Below are 15,455 nucleotides of genomic sequence, written 5' to 3'. Positions count from 1 at the left end.
CTCCGCGGACGCGACCGTGACGTCGAAGTCGAGCACCTCCACCCACGTGCTGGAGACGACCACTTCATGATCGATTCCTTAGTCCGGAAAAGTGCATGCGGCCTCACCGAACTCCTGGCCCACGCACTGCGCGCCCGCGGCCGCCAGGTCGAAGTCGAGCACCTTCACCGTCACCTGCCGCGCGTCCTCACCACCAGCCTCGAGCAGGAGCCCGCCCGATGAAGCGACCCTCCCTCTTCCGCCGCTGCGGTCACGTGCCCGGCGCCCTGAGCCCCGAGGAGCAGGCCGCCATCGACCAGTTCCGCGCGATGCTCGCCGCACTGCGCGAGATGGAGACCTGGACGCCCGGCCTCTACCGGGACATCGCCGTACGCGTCGGACCGTTCGTGGAAAGGGCCCACCCCCGACCGGGCGACGACCACGGCCCCGACCTGATCGCTGTCTCCCTGGTCCACCCCGACACCCCGCACGCTGCGGCCTACCTCCACGGTCACCAGCTCGGCTACACCGGCAGGGGCTGGCTGCGCTGCGAGACGGACAAGATCCTCGGAGTGTGGAACCCGGCCCTCACACCGCTCACCCACGCCGCGGCGGGCCTGGAGATCCCCGACGACGTCGGCATGGAGGCCGCGCACTACGCCGTCCACGTCGAAGCCCGCCGGAAGGACAACTCCGGCCGGATCCTGCTACGCATGGGCCCGTACACCCAGACCTGGCTCGCCTCCCGCGACGCGGATCGCCTCAACACCCTGCTGGAGGGCAAGGCGGCCACGGTCATGCCCGGCTACACGGTCACCGCGAAGGACACGGTGTTCCACGTCAGCGACCACGCCTCCTACAGCGACCCGCATGAGTCCGACACCTGCGAGCTCCTGGCGGCCCTCCTCAAAGACGTGAGCGCCCCATGGTGACCACGGTTCTGCACAAGGGAGCGCTCGGCCACCTGGGTGCTGTGACGTACTGCTGAGCATGACGAAGGCCCGTACTCCCTGCGAGGGGAGTACGGGCCTTTTGCGTTTCAGGGCTACGGGAACTCAGGCAGGCTGATGCTCTTGCTGGGTCAGTTCCTTGAGCAGCGTGTCGTACGCGTCCGGATACTGCTCGCGCAGGATCCTCAGCCACACGCGAGCACCGTCAGCGAAGACCGCGGGCTCCATCTTCAGGTGTAGATGGGTGACCACCGAGAGGGCATCTCCGTACGGCAGCTGTCCTGACTGTTCGGCCTCGGACTGCGCCGCGCTCTCATGGGCCTGACGCTCCTGGGTATTAACGGCGTTAACGGTCGGCTGTGCGGGGGAGCCCGCCAGCGCCCCGCCCTCGGGGGTATTAACGGCGTTAACGGTTGAGGCCTCGCTCGTCTGTTCCACCGCAGGCTTGCGCCGCTGACGAGGGGCCTTCGCGGCCTCGATGGCCTTCTTCGCCTCGCCCGCCTGCTGCGCCTTAGGGAGCCGGCCGATCCGGCGAGCCGGTTCAACCTTCAGCTCACCTGTCTCCACCTGCTCCTGGAGCTCGGGCGTGAGCTCCAAGAGCGCCAGGCGCTGAGACACCCAAGGCGGCGTCTTTCCCAGTCTCCGGGCTACCTCGCCCTGCGACCCATGAACCTTCACGAGATCCTGGATCGCCTTCGCCTGGTCCATGGGAGCCACATCCTCGCGGTGGATGTTGGCGATCAGCGCAGACTCCAGGAGGTCCGCCGCGCTCGCCGCGAGGTCGTCGTTGACGTCGATCCGCAGCTCTTCGAGGCCGGCCAGATGCGCGGCAGCCAGACGCCGGTTGCCGTCGATGACGACGTACTCGGCTTCAGCGAGCGAGTCTTCCTGACCGGGGTGAGCCGTCAGGAAAGCGGCTCGCCGCGCCACGGTGACCGGCTGGATCTGGCCTTTGGCTCGCAGCGAATCCGCAGTCTCTTCGAGGTTGGTGAGCTCTTCGCGCGGGTTGAAGGGATTGTGCGCCAGCAGTGCCAGCTTCACCGAGGCCGGAGGCCTCTTGCCTTCCCCGTTCATGATCTGTGAGCGGGTCCGGATCCGACGGGGAGCTTCCGGCTCTCCGCCTGGCCCATCCTCATCAATGCTGAAGCCGCGCGTGACCCGCTGCTGGCCGTCCTTCTTGCTGGTGTTCCTCATACCGCCAGTTCCTTCGCCAGGTCGCGCATCGCCTGCGCGTGTTCGCTGTCCGGTGCGTACTCAAGCAGCGGGATCTCGCCGTCAGCGGCCTCGCGGCCTTCCTTCAGGTCACCGATCACCGCCAGAACGGGCGGGGAGCTGCTCTTCTCCCACTCATCCTTGTTCTCCTTCACGAGCTTGCCGCGCCGGCTGTCGTACGCGTTGATGATCAGGCCCAGGTAGTCGACCTGGATCCGACCCTTCTTGCACAGGTCGTCCTTCTGGGACTTCAGCAGGCGGAAGGCGCGGTGGGACGCCTTGTTGGCCCAGACCGGGGTGATGACGCCTGATCGGTCCGCGAGTTCACCTTCGCGGCGGCGCACGTAGTACAGGGCGGTGTCCATGTTCAGGCCGAGGCTGGGCGGGCCGTCGATGATGATGACGTCGTAATCCGCTTCCAGCGGCTCCAGAGCGCGTTCCAGGGCGGCCTCGCTGAAGCTCACCTTGGACAGGGCGACGTCCCGGAGGAACGCGTCGTCGGACGCGGGAAGCAGATGCAGCCGCTCACCGAAGCGCTTCTGGTCCAGGGCGACCAGCAGGTCGTGGATGTCGCCCTTTGCGGTGCCGTCCATGTGCATCATCAGCGTCTCAACGTCGTCCTCGTACATGAGGTCTTCGAAGCCGAGCTCGGCAGTGAGGTGCCCTTGCGGGTCGTAGTCAATGATCAGGACGCGACGGCCGGCCTCGGCGAGAGCCTGCGCAATGCCAGAGGAGATGAACGTCTTGCCGACGCCGCCTTTCTGGTTGGCCACTATGACCCGCACGACCGGCTGTGACACCAGCGGGGTCGTGGGGGAGGGGTGGTTGTTGAGCCACAGAGTCAACGCCTGCGCGAGCCCCTGCACGTAGGTGATGCCGCGCTGCGAGCAGACGGCCTTGAATTCGTCAGGGCCGCCGACAGGGAGGAACGTCCCCCAGGTCTTGGCTCCCTCGGTGTCGACTTCGGGGACGTCGTCGGCTTCGTACCAGGCCTTGATGGCGTGCTCGGTTGCGTCCTGGATGTCCATTCCGTGCTCAAAGGCGCGGATCTTCAGATGCCTGCGCAGCTTGGGAGCGAGAGCAGTAATTAGCTTCTCTCGCTCTGCTCTGGGGCTCGGGATGCTCATGCGGCCGAACTTTACTAGGTCAGCCGCGCGGCAGGACGGAAGTGGTTCACGCATCACCTGTTGAGGCTCATGTAGCCGGGCGAACACCTGAGGGAGCGAGAGGCGGCCAGCGGCAGGTGGACACCCGAAATGGTGCTGCCGCAGCGCGTGTTGCCGCACCCCCTTGCAGAGCTGGCAGTGGGGTGTGTTGGCGGATGCCGTTGGTTGTTGTCGTGGGGGAAGCGTGGGTGACTGACTGTCCCGCAGTATTCGCACGATGTCGGCGACCGGAGCCATAGCGAGTCCAGGGCAGAAGTGTGATCGCTGCTTGGGGGGCGGCCCATCTGTCTGGATCCCGGCGGCTGCCTGGCGAATATGGCCGTCGGCTCTCTCGTGGCTGCCAGCAGGGCGGGGCATTCTGTGTCGGATCCGGATCGTCTCGTGCGGGGGAGGGGAACTTCTGGTGCTGTGGTGGGTGGCGGCCTTGTGGGGATTGTCTGGTGCGGCCTCGGTGGAGAGCCTGGCCCTGTACCGCGCGATCCACCGGGTCAAAGACTTCCCCTGGCGCAAGAAGGGCGAAGTCGCCTTCGCCGCCTACCTGGCTTCAGTGGTCATCCGGGTCGTGCTGGGCGGAGGCCTGGCAGCCGCGTTCGGCGCATCGGCGCAAGTCGCCGGTCCACTGGGCCCACTCGCGGTCGGAATTGCCGCCCCGAAGATCGTTGAGCAGTTCCTCCGCCAGGGCCTGGCCCACCAGGCGGTGGAACCCCTGCCGCAAGTAGCACCTGGCGCGACCGCTCAGATGGCCAACGCATCCGCGCAAGGAGGTCCCGGTGCGGCCTGACTCGTTCAGCTCCCAGCTCTGCGTCGCCCTCGCGCGCACCACCCCGGCCTTCCAGCCGACACCGCGCCCTGCCCGCCAGGGCTTTGCCCGCCAGTTGATCGACGCGCTGGCGCGAGTCACCCCCGCCTTCCAGGACGGACCAGCCACCACACAGCCGCGCACGGACGGACCTCCCGCGCCGCAGCCCGCTGCGACTCAGCGTGCGTCGGCAGCCCAGCAAAGGCCGGCATCGTCGGCACCGCCCGGGCCGCGATATGGAGGGCGGCTTCTCACCGTCGCTGAAGTCGCCGCCATCATGCGGAGTTCGAAACTCGCCGTGTACCGCCTGGTCCACAGCGGAGAGCTCCCGGCCGTCCGCGTGGGGCGAGCCTTGCGGGTGCCGGAGGAAGCCGTGCACGACTATCTGCGGGACAGCCTGCGCAGCGTGAGCTGATTCAAGCGGGGTTGGGACGCCCGATACCAGGCTGGTCCTGCCGTCCACAGACTGGTGTGACGGCCCGCCTGGCGGGCGCTGCGGTAAAGATCTGGTGATGGCCTCCCGCCCGGCGGGACGGACCCGAGATCGCGCTTTTATGCAGGTCAAGGGCGGGTCACCATGGGCCGGTGATCAGTAAAGCGGAGGTTCGCCCAGGTGACGGGTGGCGCTATCTCTTCCGTGGCGTGATGGTCGGCGACGGCCACCGCGCTGCGGGTACGCCGCTGCGCGCCGCCCAGGACGAAGCCGGTGTCCCGCCCGGCGTGTGGAAGGGGCGGGGCCTGGCCGTGGTCGGTCTCAAGGCCGGGGATGTGGTGACCGAGCGGCAAGCGGAACTGCTCCTCGGGGAAGGCCGGCACCCGGATGCCGACCGGATCGAGCGCGAGCGCCTGGAGGCGGGCGACGATCCGGCGGCGGCGCGGCGGGCGACCGTGTTGGGCAGGCCCATCGAGCACAACCGCTCGCCGAAGACCGAGAAGGCCAAGGAGCGGACGCCCTGGCTGGCTATGGACCTGGTGTTCCGGGCGCCGTCGACGGCGCACATCGCATGGGCGCTCGGGGATGACGAGACGCGGCTGGTGCTGGAGCTGTGCCAGGACATTGCCAGGGACAAGACGCTGGCGTGGTTTGAGGATTCGGTCGCGGAGATCCGCTGGAGGAGCGGCGGCAAGATCCGCAAGCCGGTCCGGGATGGGCTGATCGTCGCGGTGTTCCGGCATTACGAGTCGAGAGCTGCCGAGTCGAAGCCGCTTCTTCACGATCATGCAGTGGTGTCGATCCGTGCCCGGCGGCCGGATGACAAGGGGACGTGGGGCAACCTGTCGGCGGACTCGCTGATGGCCCGCATCGTTGCCGCTGACACCTTCTACATCCTGTACTTCATGGAGGAGGTGTCCGCCCGGCTGGGGTGGGCGTGGGAGCCGCGCGAGGTGACGCCCGGCCGCCGGCCCGTCATGGAGATCGCCGGGATCGACCAGCGGCTCATCGGCTGGCAGTCGACCCGCCGCCAGCAGATCGAGGACGCGCTGTCCGTCCTCACGGCTGACTACGAAGAACGGCAGGGGCACCCGCCGGGGGAGCGGGCCGCCTACGCGTTGGGCTGCCAGGCCGCCGACCAGACGCGCCCGCCGAAGCGCACGGTGATGCTGTCGCTGACCGAGCTGCGCGAGCGATGGCGCGCCTCTGCGATACGGGCGTTCGGCGCCTGCACCGTCTACCGGCTTGCACAGCGTGCGCGAGCGGCGGCCGCGGCAGCGTGGGCGCGGGTGCGGCCGGTGGTCGACGTCGTCCTGGCCGCCGTCGACACCGTCGCCGTGGTGTACGTGATGCGCGGCGCCTTCAAGCGCCACCACCTCCTTGCCGAAGCCCGCCGCCACCTCGCCTACGCCCTGCGCGGCCGACCTCACCAGCCCGGCCTGGATGAACAGATCGTGCAGGCGGTCGTCGACGACTACACCCGCCCCGTCGGGCGCGGCCGGAAGATGACCGCCGACCTACGCGCCCTGTACCCGAGCGACACCGAGGACCAGGCCGTGCTGCGCCCGCTGACCCGCAGGCGCACCGCGCCCCAGTACGAGCGTGCCCGCCTCGCCGCCGGCGCCCTGGCCGCCCGGGTCCGCGCCGCGCGCCGTGCGGAGCGCCTGGGTTCCCGTCCCCGGCCGTACGCCGTCACGGTGCCCGCCGCCTCGAGGTCGCACCCGCGGCCGTTCCGCACCGACCCGAAGGACGGCCGCCTCCAGGAACCGGGGACTGGCGTGGTCACGGTGGAACAGACGCGCCAGACCTTGGAAGCCGCTGCCGCGCAGGTGGCCGCCGCGCTTCAGGACAGCCGGCGGGCGCGCGTGGCCGCCCACGGCCCCCGCCCGCAGCCCGCCCCGGGGACGGCCCCGCCGCCGCACACCCAGCAGCCCGGCATCCAGCACACGCCGGGCCGGACCACAGGAGGAGCCACGTGAGCACCCCGGAAGAACAGCCCGCCCCCGAAGACGCCCTCACCCGCGCCCGTGCCGCCCGCGCGGAGATGGCCGCCGCGCTCGAAGAGGACCGGGAGCCCGAGCCCGATGAGCCTGTGGGGTGGCAGCCGATCTGGAAGCGCCCCCGGAAGCCGAAGTCGAAGGCGGCGAAGAAGGTGGAGCTGCGTAAGCAGCGGCGGCGACTCCGGGACGCCGCCAAGCGCCGCCTCGCCGCCGCGCAGTCGCGCCGGCCCCGCTCCCGGCAGAGCCGGATCGGCAACGCGGCCGCGCGCCGCGATGCCCGCGCCCTGTCCCGGGTGCGGCACTCCAACGCCTGGCTGTGGTGACGATGCCGGGCATCGTCCACGGAGTGGAGCCCACGATGTTCTACATCCGGTGGCGATGCACGACATCGGGTGGACTCCACTCAGTGGGGCCCCACCGAGTGGATCACACCGGTGCGCCCACCGCCGACCGACCCCTTGACCAGGTGCGGCCGGTGGCGTGCGCTACCCCTTGACCAGGTCCGCCACCGAGGACGATTCCTTTTGACACAGCCCCGGCAGGCGCTGGAAACCAGCTTGACGTCTGCGGACTGGCGGGTCAGGACTACTCGTTGCAGATGGTCGCGCCATACAGCACCAAGCCGGGCCGGGCCAGAGTGCCGGTCCCACGCAGATCACGGGGTCCGCGGCGAACTGCCCGCCGTCCTGGACGCCCACGCGCAGTGCAGCTGCGTTGACTATCGATCCGTTTGTTGGTGGGGGCTTGTGGTGCTGCGGCTTTGCGCCAACTGGCTTCGGTGGGGTGACCGTTGAGTGCGGGTCGAGTTGAGCGTGCGGACTCTCTGCTGTCTAGGTGCCTGAAGGGACTCGTTGCGTCGTGCTGTCACCCTCTCCGACTGTTCAGGTGTTCGATTCGTTGAGTGCTTCCTACCGGGAGGCTTTTGAGGCGTTCCTGGCTCATACGGATCAGAAGGTGAACGCGCAGGCGTTCTTGTCCCGGGTGGTGTCCGGGTTGCCGTCACGCCGGCTGTTCATCGATGTCGGTGCGGGGGAGGGTGGGACGACGCGTCATCTCGCGCCGGACTTTCTCCGGACGGTGGCTGTCGAGCCGAGCGTGCACCTGCACGAAGCGCTGGGGCGGGCCTGTCCGCAGGCGGTGATCGTGGCCGAGCCGGTGGCGGACGCAAAGATCACGGAGCGGGCGGACCTCGTTCTCTGTTCCCATGTCCTTTACTACCTGCCCCGTGCCGAGTGGGTGGCGACGGTGGCACGCATGCTGGAGTGGGTCACGGATGGTGGCGAGCTGGTCGTGATGCTGCAGAACCCCGGCAGTGACTGCATGCGGATGCTCCGGCACTTCACGGGCGTCGCCTTCGACCTTGCCGCCCTGCGCCGGGAACTAGTGGCCGCGGGAGCATGTCCGACGGCCGCAGCAAGCGTCGAGCCGGTTCCCGCGATGGTCCGTACGCCGGACGCGGACACCGCGGTGACCATCGCGGAGTTCATGCTGAACCTCGTCCCGCTCAGCCAGCTATCCGCGCTGCCCACACGAGCGGAGCTCCACGAGTATGTGGCTCGATACTTCGCCGCTGAAGACGGAGGCTTCGCCTTCAGCAGTACCCAGGACTGCCTGCGCCTCCGTAAGGTGCCGGCGTCAACGCCCGTGTGAGGGGCAGCCCATCGGCGGAACAGGGCAACGCACCGTGGTGCCATTTCGCGGGTCCTCGCCCTGCGGTCCTAGGGTGCTGGGGTGAGCACCGACACTCCCCGGTACGACACCGTGGGCGACCAGTACCGCCAGTACAAAACCACCGCCACCCTCCCGATCGCGGAACGCCGCTTGTTTCGCGATCAGGCCGGAGACCTGACCGGGCAAAGGGTCCTGGACCTGGCCACCGGGTACGGCGCCTACGCCCGCCTGGCCCACGACCTCGGCGCTACCGAGGTCGTGGGCGTGGACATCTCTCCCGAAATGATCCACCACGCCCGCCGCGCCACGGACACCCCCGCCGTCACCTTCCATACAGCCGATGCCCGCACCACGCCCAACCTGGGCACTTTCGACCTGGTCACCGCCGTATGGCTCTTCAACTACGCCCAGACTCCGGCCGACCTCGCAGCCATGGCAGCCGGTGCCGCCCGGGCCCTGCGGCCCGGCGGCCGCCTGGTGGCCATCACCATCAATCCCGGCCATGATCCTGCCGGCCCTGACTGGACGCCCTACGGCCTGACAGTCCGCAACGCCACCGCCGCCCCCGGCCAACGGGTCCTGGAGATCGCACTGCTCACCCCGACCGGGAGTATCGCCCTGTCGGTCTCTCAATGGGACACCGACATCTATGCCGCAGCTGTTCGTGAAGCCGGGCTGTGTGACCTGACCTGGCACCTACCCGTCCTGACCGAGAGCGAGATTGCCGCGCAGGAAACGGGCTACTGGGACACAGCTGACGCGAACCCGTTCATCGCAGCGTTCACTGCCTTCCTGCCGTGACCGTCGGCTTTCGGTCCGCAGGGCTGTTTCTGGCGAGAACCGGGCCTGCTCTCCTGGGCCGTCAACTGACGTTCAGACATTTGCGGCCGGTGACACACTCGTCAAAGCCACCACGCGGCAGCCCACGGTCCGCACCCCAGCGGCGGGCTCCGCCTGGTGCTCGATGCCCAGCCGGCCGAGCGGCTCGCAGGGGCGGGCCGACGCACGACCGGTACCCCGCTGAGCGGCCCACGCGGCAGATGGGCACGTCATCGCACCGGACGCTCCGCCGCCGCGAGGTTCAAAACTGTGTTGATGGCGCTGGTGACAGAGGAGCTGTGAAAGGTACATGGCAGGTGTGCCGAGGAGGGAGGGGCCTGCAGGCAGAGGATCGTTACTGTGTCTCCCCGTTCGGGTGAGTGGCGCCTGCCCGGCCATCGGCTTGGGCAGTTGGGGGGCGACTCGATCTGATCGCTGATTCGAGCGCCAACTCCCCTTCGCCTGAAAGGCATTTCGCCATGCTGCGCGTCGCTGCCGTATTCCTGGGAACCGCCGCGCTCCTCGGCGTCCTCGTCACACCCGCCTCCGCCGCCGCGCCCGGCGCCGCCGTGGATTCGCTCGTCGCCACGGTCGGGAACGCGGTCAACGGCCTCCAGGACACAGTCACCAACCTCAACCTCACCGGCTCGTAGCCGACCCGGCACGGGGCATTGCTGGTTCCCCTGACTGTGCCGTGACGCGCAACGGCGACCGCCCCGACCTCACGGTGGGGCGGACGTCCCGCAGGAGGGGCAGGGCGGGCTTGACCAGGGGCGATCCGAACAGGGCGTGGACACGTTCGTCGTCCCCGTTCGGGTGAAGTGACGGTTGGCCGGAGACCGCGCTGGGCAGTCCGGAGGTGTCTGAGCACGTAGCTGCCACGTGAGGATTCCACCTTGGCCCGTCTGCGCGTCATCGCCACCGCTGCCGTGTCCGCCCTGGCACTGCTCCTCGCCATTCCCGGCTCCGCCTCCGCCAACGCGGACGGAGATTTCTACTACCGCTACAAAGATGCGAACGGTGAGGAGCACAGCGTTACCGTGACCAGCCCACCGGACGGCCGTTGCTACGAGGTTCCGGAAGTGGAGAACGGGACGACCACGGCAGCCTATACACCCGACAACGCTACTGACGTGGAGATCGACGTCTACGACAAAGCCCACTGCCAAGGCAACAAGTTCATCGTGGGCGAGAACACATCCCTGCCGGGCCGGAAGTTCGTCGCCTTCTATGTCAATGTCAGCCCGTAATGCCCCCGGTGCCCTGGTGTGGTCCCGGCCGGGACCACACCAGGGCACCACCCACCGGTGGGTACCCGGCCGGACACAGACACGCCACCCGTCGTCCAAGCGGCCCCGCCGCGGTCGGACGGCTCCCCGCCCGCACCACCGGTCAGCTCGCCTAGGCCAGGTTGTGCATATGGGCGACGCCGCTGGTTGCCCAGTAGACGCCGTCGCCCTGGAGCCTGCAGTCGCGGAGGATCTTCCAGTTCTTCATGCGCGCGAAGACGTGCTCGACGCGCTCTCGCACTCGGCGGTGGGACGCGTTGTGCTCTTCTTTCCACTGCGGTAGCCGCTCCTGTCCGGGCTGACGGCGGTGCGGGATGAGCAGTCCGGTCCCCCGGTAGCCGCCGTCGGCGATGACGGTCGCAACCCCGCACGCGGTGTTGATCCCGGAGTCGGCGAAGGCAGTGCAGTCGTTGTGGTTGCCAGGCAAAGGCCGGCCGACGGCGAGCACAAGCTTGGTGTCGGCCTTGATGAGGACCTGCATGTTCGCTGAGCAGCGGTGGCTCTTCGAGGAGGCGGCGACCGACCGGTCACGGGTGGGTACCAGCGTGCCGTCCACGACGAGCACGTCACTGCTGCCCGGCCAGGCGAGTCGGCCGCGTTCGGCTGCGGCCGGATCCCTTCCTCCGCGGCCGCGGCAAGGTAGGCCTTCATCTCGGTGACGAAGTCCTCGTGGAAGTAGGCGCCGGCATTCAGCGCGGCGCAATCCTCGTGCCACTCCTTCAGCCACATCACGGGGAGCTCCAGCGGCGCCTCCTTCTCCAGAGCCTTGAGCCTGGGCTCCAAGTACTTGGGGAGCAGCTTCTGGGCTCGCGACATGATCCGGAGCATCTTGGGTTCCGTGTGTTTCTGCAACTTCTGCTCTTCTTGGGTCAATTCCCGCAGGGGCAGATCGGTCCATGCGTTCGCCAGAGCGAGTTCCCGAAGGCCCCGGAGCAGGACCCACTGCTCGGCGTCCAGCCGTTCCGGGCCGGTCTCCCACTCCTCCAGCTCGGCATCGAGCGCGGCAAGGCCGATCACGTCCCGAGTGCCGGTGAAGTCCGTTCTCTGCTTGCCCGCATCGGCCTGCTGCGTAAGCAGTACGAGTCAGACCTTGGCCGCCTGCAGATGGTCACCGAAGCCGGCGCCCTCGGCGGCGCCTGTTTGGGTGACTCCGGACCGCGCCCGGCGGCAGTATCTCTTGCGGCATCTCCTGCACGATCTCTTGCGCCTTCCCTTGCGGCATCTCTTGCGCGAGTTTCCGCGCGCGTTCGCTGTCTTTGCAGGTCACCGGGCGCGTAGAGGCGTGGTCGGGGATCTGACATCCCCCTCAGAGCACCCCGCGACCGGCTCGGCCTGGAAGAAGAAGGGAGGGAGCGGGCGGGACGCGGGGGGCGCTTCGGGGGATCGGGGCGTCCGCCGGTTTCCTCGCGCGCGTCGGCGGGGCCGCGCGCGGCCGGGGCAAAATCCCGGATCCTGAGGGACTGGTGTCGGGCGAGCAGCACACCAGGAAGCCGTCCGGCTCGTTGGCAGCTCATGACGAACTCCGAGTCGTACGAGGCGCTCGCACGCTTCGCCGCTGGTCAGAGGCAGGATCAGCAGCTCAGTCCCTTCAGTGCTCCCACGCCGCAGCCGAGCAGGCGAGTGGCCTTCGGGTCCTATCTCCCGTCCGACCTGCACAGGGCTTTCAAGGTTCGATGCGTTGCCCTCGATGTCACGCTGCACCAGGCGACTGAGCAGGCGGTGCGCGCCTGGTTGGAGCAGAACCCGGCATGGCTCCGTCCGTTCCGCCCTTGCGTCAATCGGCGGAATGGGGAGCGGTTTGGAGTGCGCCCGGGGGCAGGAGGGGCCCCGGAGCCGGGCACGGTCGGGGCCCCTCGTCTGCGTACGCGTCCACGGAGGGGGCGTCCTGCACGCGTTGTCGTGTCCAACGCCGGGTGTGCAGAAAGGTCACGCCGAAGCAGTGGTGCGCAGGCCGGGCGCGCTGGCCCGACGAGGCGCCGTGTGCATCACCCGGTAGCCGGCTGCGGCACTTCCAGGGCCTCTGCCACCTTCCGCGCCATCGCCGCGATCTGAGGCGGGAGATAGCTGTCGAGGGCGTCGACGTCGTCGCACAGCCGGGCGCGCAGCCCGTGCAGGCACGCCTGGGTGAACAGGTTCTGCGGGTCGTCCTCCACCTGCTGCGCGTTCTCGGCCGTGTACTCCCCGCCGATATCGGCCGCGTGCCAGCCCCCGCTCCCCGGCACTTTCGGGAGCCTGCTCACCCAGCAGGCCTGCCAGATGGGCCCGTTCGGCATCTGTCGGTCCAGCCGCACGGCTGTGCTGCTGCCGGATCTGGAGGTACGACTCCAGCGCGTCCTGTGCCATGCCTGTGCGCTGGCAGTATGCGGCGATCAGCATGGAGACCATGTCCATGGTGTCCGACGCGTCCGTGGCCCGGTACAGCGTCATCCGCTTCCAGGTGTGCGCCTGGTCGGGCTCGGTGTAGCGCAGCACCTCCTCGCAGTTCATGACCGCCTCGGCAACGAGCTGGTGGACCGCGAGGCGCAGTGGGGCGGGCATCGGAGTGTGTTCCATGGCCGCACGCTAGGAACCCATCTTTGAACCCCTGATGATCTCGTTCTCGCGCCTCGTTGACGGCCTGCGGCAGCCCACGGTCCGCACCGCAGCGGCGGGCTCTGCCTGGTGCTCGATGTTCCAGCCGGCCGAGCGGCTCGCAGGGGCGGGCCGACGCACGACCGGTACCCCGCTCAACGGCCCACGCGGCAGATGGGCACGTCATCGCACCGGACGCTCCGCCGCCGCGAGGTTCAAAGATGAACCACCCCGGTGTGTTCGGAGACTCCACTTCGTGAGGAGATGGAGTCCATGTCACGTCCTTCGAGGAACTACCCGGCCGAGCTGCGGGAGCGTGCGGTGCGGCTGGTGGCCGAGGTCCGGCCCGACCATCCGACCGAGTGGGCGGCGATCTGCTCGGTCGCTGAGAAGCTCGGCATCGGCACCGCGGAGACGCTGCGCAAGTGGGTCCGCCAGGCCGAGGTCGACGCCGGCACCAGGGCTGGGACGAGCACAGCCGAGTCGGCGGAGCTGCGCCGGTTGCGGGCCGAAGTGAGGGAGCTGAAGCGGGCCAACGAGATCCTGCGGGCCGCCTCGATTTTCTTCGCGGCCGAGCTCGACCGGCCCAAGAAGACCTCGTGATGTTCATCGCCGAACACAAGGACCAGATCGGTGAGGCGGGGGTGCGGTGGGGAGTCGAGCCCATCTGCCGCGGTGCTGTCCGAGCATGGGCTGCCCGTGGCGGCGTCCACGTTCTACGACGCGGTGCGCCGCCCTGCGGTGACCGTCCGCACGGAGCGGGAGGAGACCCTCAAGCGGGAGATCGCCCGGGTCCACGCCGAGAGCTTCGGTGCCTACGGGGCGAGGAAGGTGTGGCTGCAGCTGAACCGGGAGGGGATACCGGTGGCCCGGTGCACCGTCGAGCGCCTGATGCGCGAGCTGGGCCTGCGGGGCGCGGTCCGCGGCCGCACCCGCCGCACCACAGTGCCGGATCCGGCCGCCGCCCGCCCCGCCGACCTGGTGAAACGCCGGTTCGACCGGCCCGCACCCAACCGACTGTGGGTCACCGACTTCACGTATGTGGCCACCGTCGGCGGGACGGTCTACGTGGCGTTCGTCATCGACGTGTACGCCCGCCGAATCATCGGCTGGTCCGCGGCCGGCCACATGCGCACCACCCTGGTCCTGGACGCGTTGGAGATGGCGGTCGCCGCCCGGTTCCGTGCCGGTGCTACGGACCTGCACGGCCTCGTTCATCATTTGGACGCAGGGTCTCCAGGCGAATTCAACTGGTCGTCGCAACACCTTCTGATCACGGAGGTGTGCAATGGGACGACCGAGGAAGCAGATGCCGCAGGCGCCACCGGGTGCGCGGCGGCAGTGGGCTGCGGACCGAGCGATGCGGCCGCCGATGCGCTCGCCGGGCCGGCCTGAGCCATCGCGTGCTGTGCAACGGGACTTCTGGCGTCTGATCGCATCCGGGGTCACCTCGGTCCAGGCCGCCGAGGGGGTCGGCGTGTCGGCACCGGTCGGGATTCGATGGTTCCGACACGCTGGCGGGATGGCGCCGCTGAGTCTGGACGAGCCCTCGGGCCGCTACCTGTCGTTCGCCGAACGCGAGGAGATCGCCTTGCTCAGGGCCCGGGACAAGGGCGTGCGTGAGATCGCCCGCACGCTCGGGCGCGACCCGGGAACGATCTCTCGCGAGCTGCGTCGCAACGCCGCGACCAGGGGCGGTAAGCCGGTCTACCGCGCCGTGGTGGCCCAGTGGAAGGCGCAGCAGGCCGCGAAGCGCCCGAAGACGGCCAAGTTCGCGGACAACGACCGTTTGCGTGAGTACGTGCAGGACCGACTCGCCGGTGACGTGCGCCGGCCCGACGGCACGGTCGTTCCAGGTCCTGCGACGCCGCCATGGAAGGGCCTGAACAAGCCCCATCGCCAGGACAGGCGGTGGTCAACGGCATGGAGCCCGGAGCAGATCGCCTGTCGGCTGCGGGTCGACTTCCCGGATGATGATTCCATGCGCATCAGCCATGAGGCGATCTACCAGTCGCTGTTCATCGAAGGACGAGGCGCGCTCAAGCGCGAGCTGGTCACGTGCTTGCGCACGGGCCGTGCACTGCGGGAGCCAAGGGCGCGGTCCCGGAACAAGCCGCAGGGCCACGTCACCGCTGACGTCGTTCTCAGCGAGCGCCCGGCCGAGGCCGACGACCGTGCTGTCCCCGGCCATTGGGAGGGCGACCTGATCATCGGGACGGGCAGGTCCGCGATCGGCACACTCGTCGAGCGCAGCAGCCGCTCCACGCTCCTGGTCCATCTCCCGCGCCTGGAGGGCTGGGGTGAGAAACCGTACGTCAAGAACGGGCCATCGCTCGGCGGATACGGGGCCGCCGCGATGAACGCGGCACTGACGGAAGCGATGGCCAAGCTGCCCGGGCAGCTACGCAGGACCCTCACCTGGGACCGCGGGAAGGAGCTCTCCGGCCACGCCCAGTTCGCCATGGAGAGCGGGTGTCGGCGTACAAGTGAACGTCCCCACCTGCGTACGGATGAAAAGGGACAGTTGTTGATGCGTTGAGACCCGCTGCTCGGCACTCTGCTGCTT

At 68.8% G+C, this 15,455-nt stretch carries 12 protein-coding genes and 5 pseudogenes; 13 read left to right on the top strand and 4 right to left on the bottom strand.

Annotated elements, in window-relative coordinates; all coding sequences use genetic code 11:
- Both AB0N17_RS43505 and AB0N17_RS43500 read left to right on the top strand, forming a co-directional pair.
- Nucleotides 1-222 (top strand): annotated as a pseudogene (locus AB0N17_RS43505) (hypothetical protein); the annotation flags it as partial.
- The gene (locus AB0N17_RS43500; protein WP_366017232.1) at nt 219-911 is read left to right on the top strand and encodes a hypothetical protein; all 693 of its coding nucleotides are present in this window, start codon (nt 219-221) and stop codon (nt 909-911) included. The pseudogene AB0N17_RS43505 and the gene AB0N17_RS43500, both read left to right, overlap by 4 nt.
- 123 nt (nt 912-1,034) lie before the next feature.
- Here AB0N17_RS43500 and AB0N17_RS43495 read toward each other — a convergent pair whose 3' ends face one another.
- Nucleotides 1,035-2,123: a ParB/RepB/Spo0J family partition protein gene (locus tag AB0N17_RS43495; protein ID WP_366017231.1), complete on the bottom strand. Its 1,089-nt coding sequence runs from the start codon at nt 2,121-2,123 to the stop codon at nt 1,035-1,037.
- Nucleotides 2,120-3,268 (bottom strand): ParA family protein, encoded by a 1,149-nt coding sequence (locus AB0N17_RS43490; protein ID WP_366017230.1) that lies wholly within the window; start codon nt 3,266-3,268, stop codon nt 2,120-2,122. Before AB0N17_RS43490 ends, AB0N17_RS43495 begins: the two co-directional genes overlap by 4 nt.
- Before the next feature lie 442 nt (nt 3,269-3,710).
- Here AB0N17_RS43490 and AB0N17_RS43485 point away from each other — a divergent pair, with 442 nt between their 5' ends.
- From AB0N17_RS43485 to AB0N17_RS43450, 8 genes and pseudogenes are all read left to right on the top strand, one after another.
- Nucleotides 3,711-4,088, top strand: coding sequence for a hypothetical protein (locus AB0N17_RS43485; protein WP_366017229.1), 378 nt, complete (start codon nt 3,711-3,713; stop codon nt 4,086-4,088).
- Nucleotides 4,089-4,350: 262 nt separating this feature from the next.
- A pseudogene (locus tag AB0N17_RS43480) lies at nt 4,351-4,521 on the top strand (helix-turn-helix domain-containing protein); the annotation flags it as partial.
- A 230-nt stretch (nt 4,522-4,751) separates the two neighbouring features.
- Nucleotides 4,752-6,518, top strand: coding sequence for a MobF family relaxase (gene mobF, locus AB0N17_RS43475; RefSeq protein WP_366017233.1), 1,767 nt, complete (start codon nt 4,752-4,754; stop codon nt 6,516-6,518).
- On the top strand, nt 6,515-6,862 hold the full coding sequence (locus AB0N17_RS43470) for a hypothetical protein (RefSeq protein ID WP_366017228.1): 348 nt from the start codon (nt 6,515-6,517) through the stop codon (nt 6,860-6,862). The genes mobF and AB0N17_RS43470 overlap by 4 nt, the downstream gene beginning before the upstream one ends.
- A gap of 535 nt (nt 6,863-7,397) precedes the next feature.
- Nucleotides 7,398-8,189 (top strand): methyltransferase domain-containing protein, encoded by a 792-nt coding sequence (locus tag AB0N17_RS43465; protein WP_366017227.1) that lies wholly within the window; start codon nt 7,398-7,400, stop codon nt 8,187-8,189.
- 81 nt (nt 8,190-8,270) lie between these two features.
- Complete coding sequence (locus AB0N17_RS43460; protein ID WP_366017226.1) at nt 8,271-9,011, top strand: methyltransferase domain-containing protein; 741 nt, start codon at nt 8,271-8,273, stop codon at nt 9,009-9,011.
- A gap of 497 nt (nt 9,012-9,508) precedes the next feature.
- Nucleotides 9,509-9,682, top strand: coding sequence for a hypothetical protein (locus AB0N17_RS43455; RefSeq protein ID WP_366017225.1), 174 nt, complete (start codon nt 9,509-9,511; stop codon nt 9,680-9,682).
- Between the two features lie 243 nt (nt 9,683-9,925).
- Nucleotides 9,926-10,279: a hypothetical protein gene (locus tag AB0N17_RS43450; protein ID WP_366017224.1), complete on the top strand. Its 354-nt coding sequence runs from the start codon at nt 9,926-9,928 to the stop codon at nt 10,277-10,279.
- Nucleotides 10,280-10,430: 151 nt separating this feature from the next.
- Here the strand turns inward: AB0N17_RS43450 and AB0N17_RS43445 are convergent.
- Both AB0N17_RS43445 and AB0N17_RS43440 read right to left on the bottom strand, forming a co-directional pair.
- Nucleotides 10,431-10,883 (bottom strand): annotated as a pseudogene (locus AB0N17_RS43445) (transposase); the annotation flags it as partial.
- A 1,420-nt stretch (nt 10,884-12,303) separates the two neighbouring features.
- Nucleotides 12,304-12,591 (bottom strand): hypothetical protein, encoded by a 288-nt coding sequence (locus tag AB0N17_RS43440; RefSeq protein WP_366017223.1) that lies wholly within the window; start codon nt 12,589-12,591, stop codon nt 12,304-12,306.
- A gap of 571 nt (nt 12,592-13,162) precedes the next feature.
- Here AB0N17_RS43440 and AB0N17_RS43435 point away from each other — a divergent pair.
- The 3 genes and pseudogenes from AB0N17_RS43435 to AB0N17_RS43425 all read left to right on the top strand — a co-directional run.
- Entirely contained in the window at nt 13,163-13,492 is a 330-nt protein-coding gene (locus AB0N17_RS43435; RefSeq protein WP_366017222.1) for a transposase, read from the top strand.
- Nucleotides 13,493-13,539: 47 nt separating this feature from the next.
- A pseudogene (locus AB0N17_RS43430) lies at nt 13,540-14,284 on the top strand (IS3 family transposase); the annotation flags it as partial.
- Between the two features lie 127 nt (nt 14,285-14,411).
- Nucleotides 14,412-15,368: pseudogene (locus tag AB0N17_RS43425) on the top strand (IS30 family transposase); the annotation flags it as partial.
- Between the last annotated feature and the right edge of the window lie 87 nt (nt 15,369-15,455).

It is taken from the genome of Streptomyces sp. NPDC051133 (assembly GCF_040682635.1).
Taxonomy (GTDB): domain Bacteria; phylum Actinomycetota; class Actinomycetes; order Streptomycetales; family Streptomycetaceae; genus Streptomyces.
This window is presented reverse-complemented; position numbering and strand designations above follow the sequence as displayed.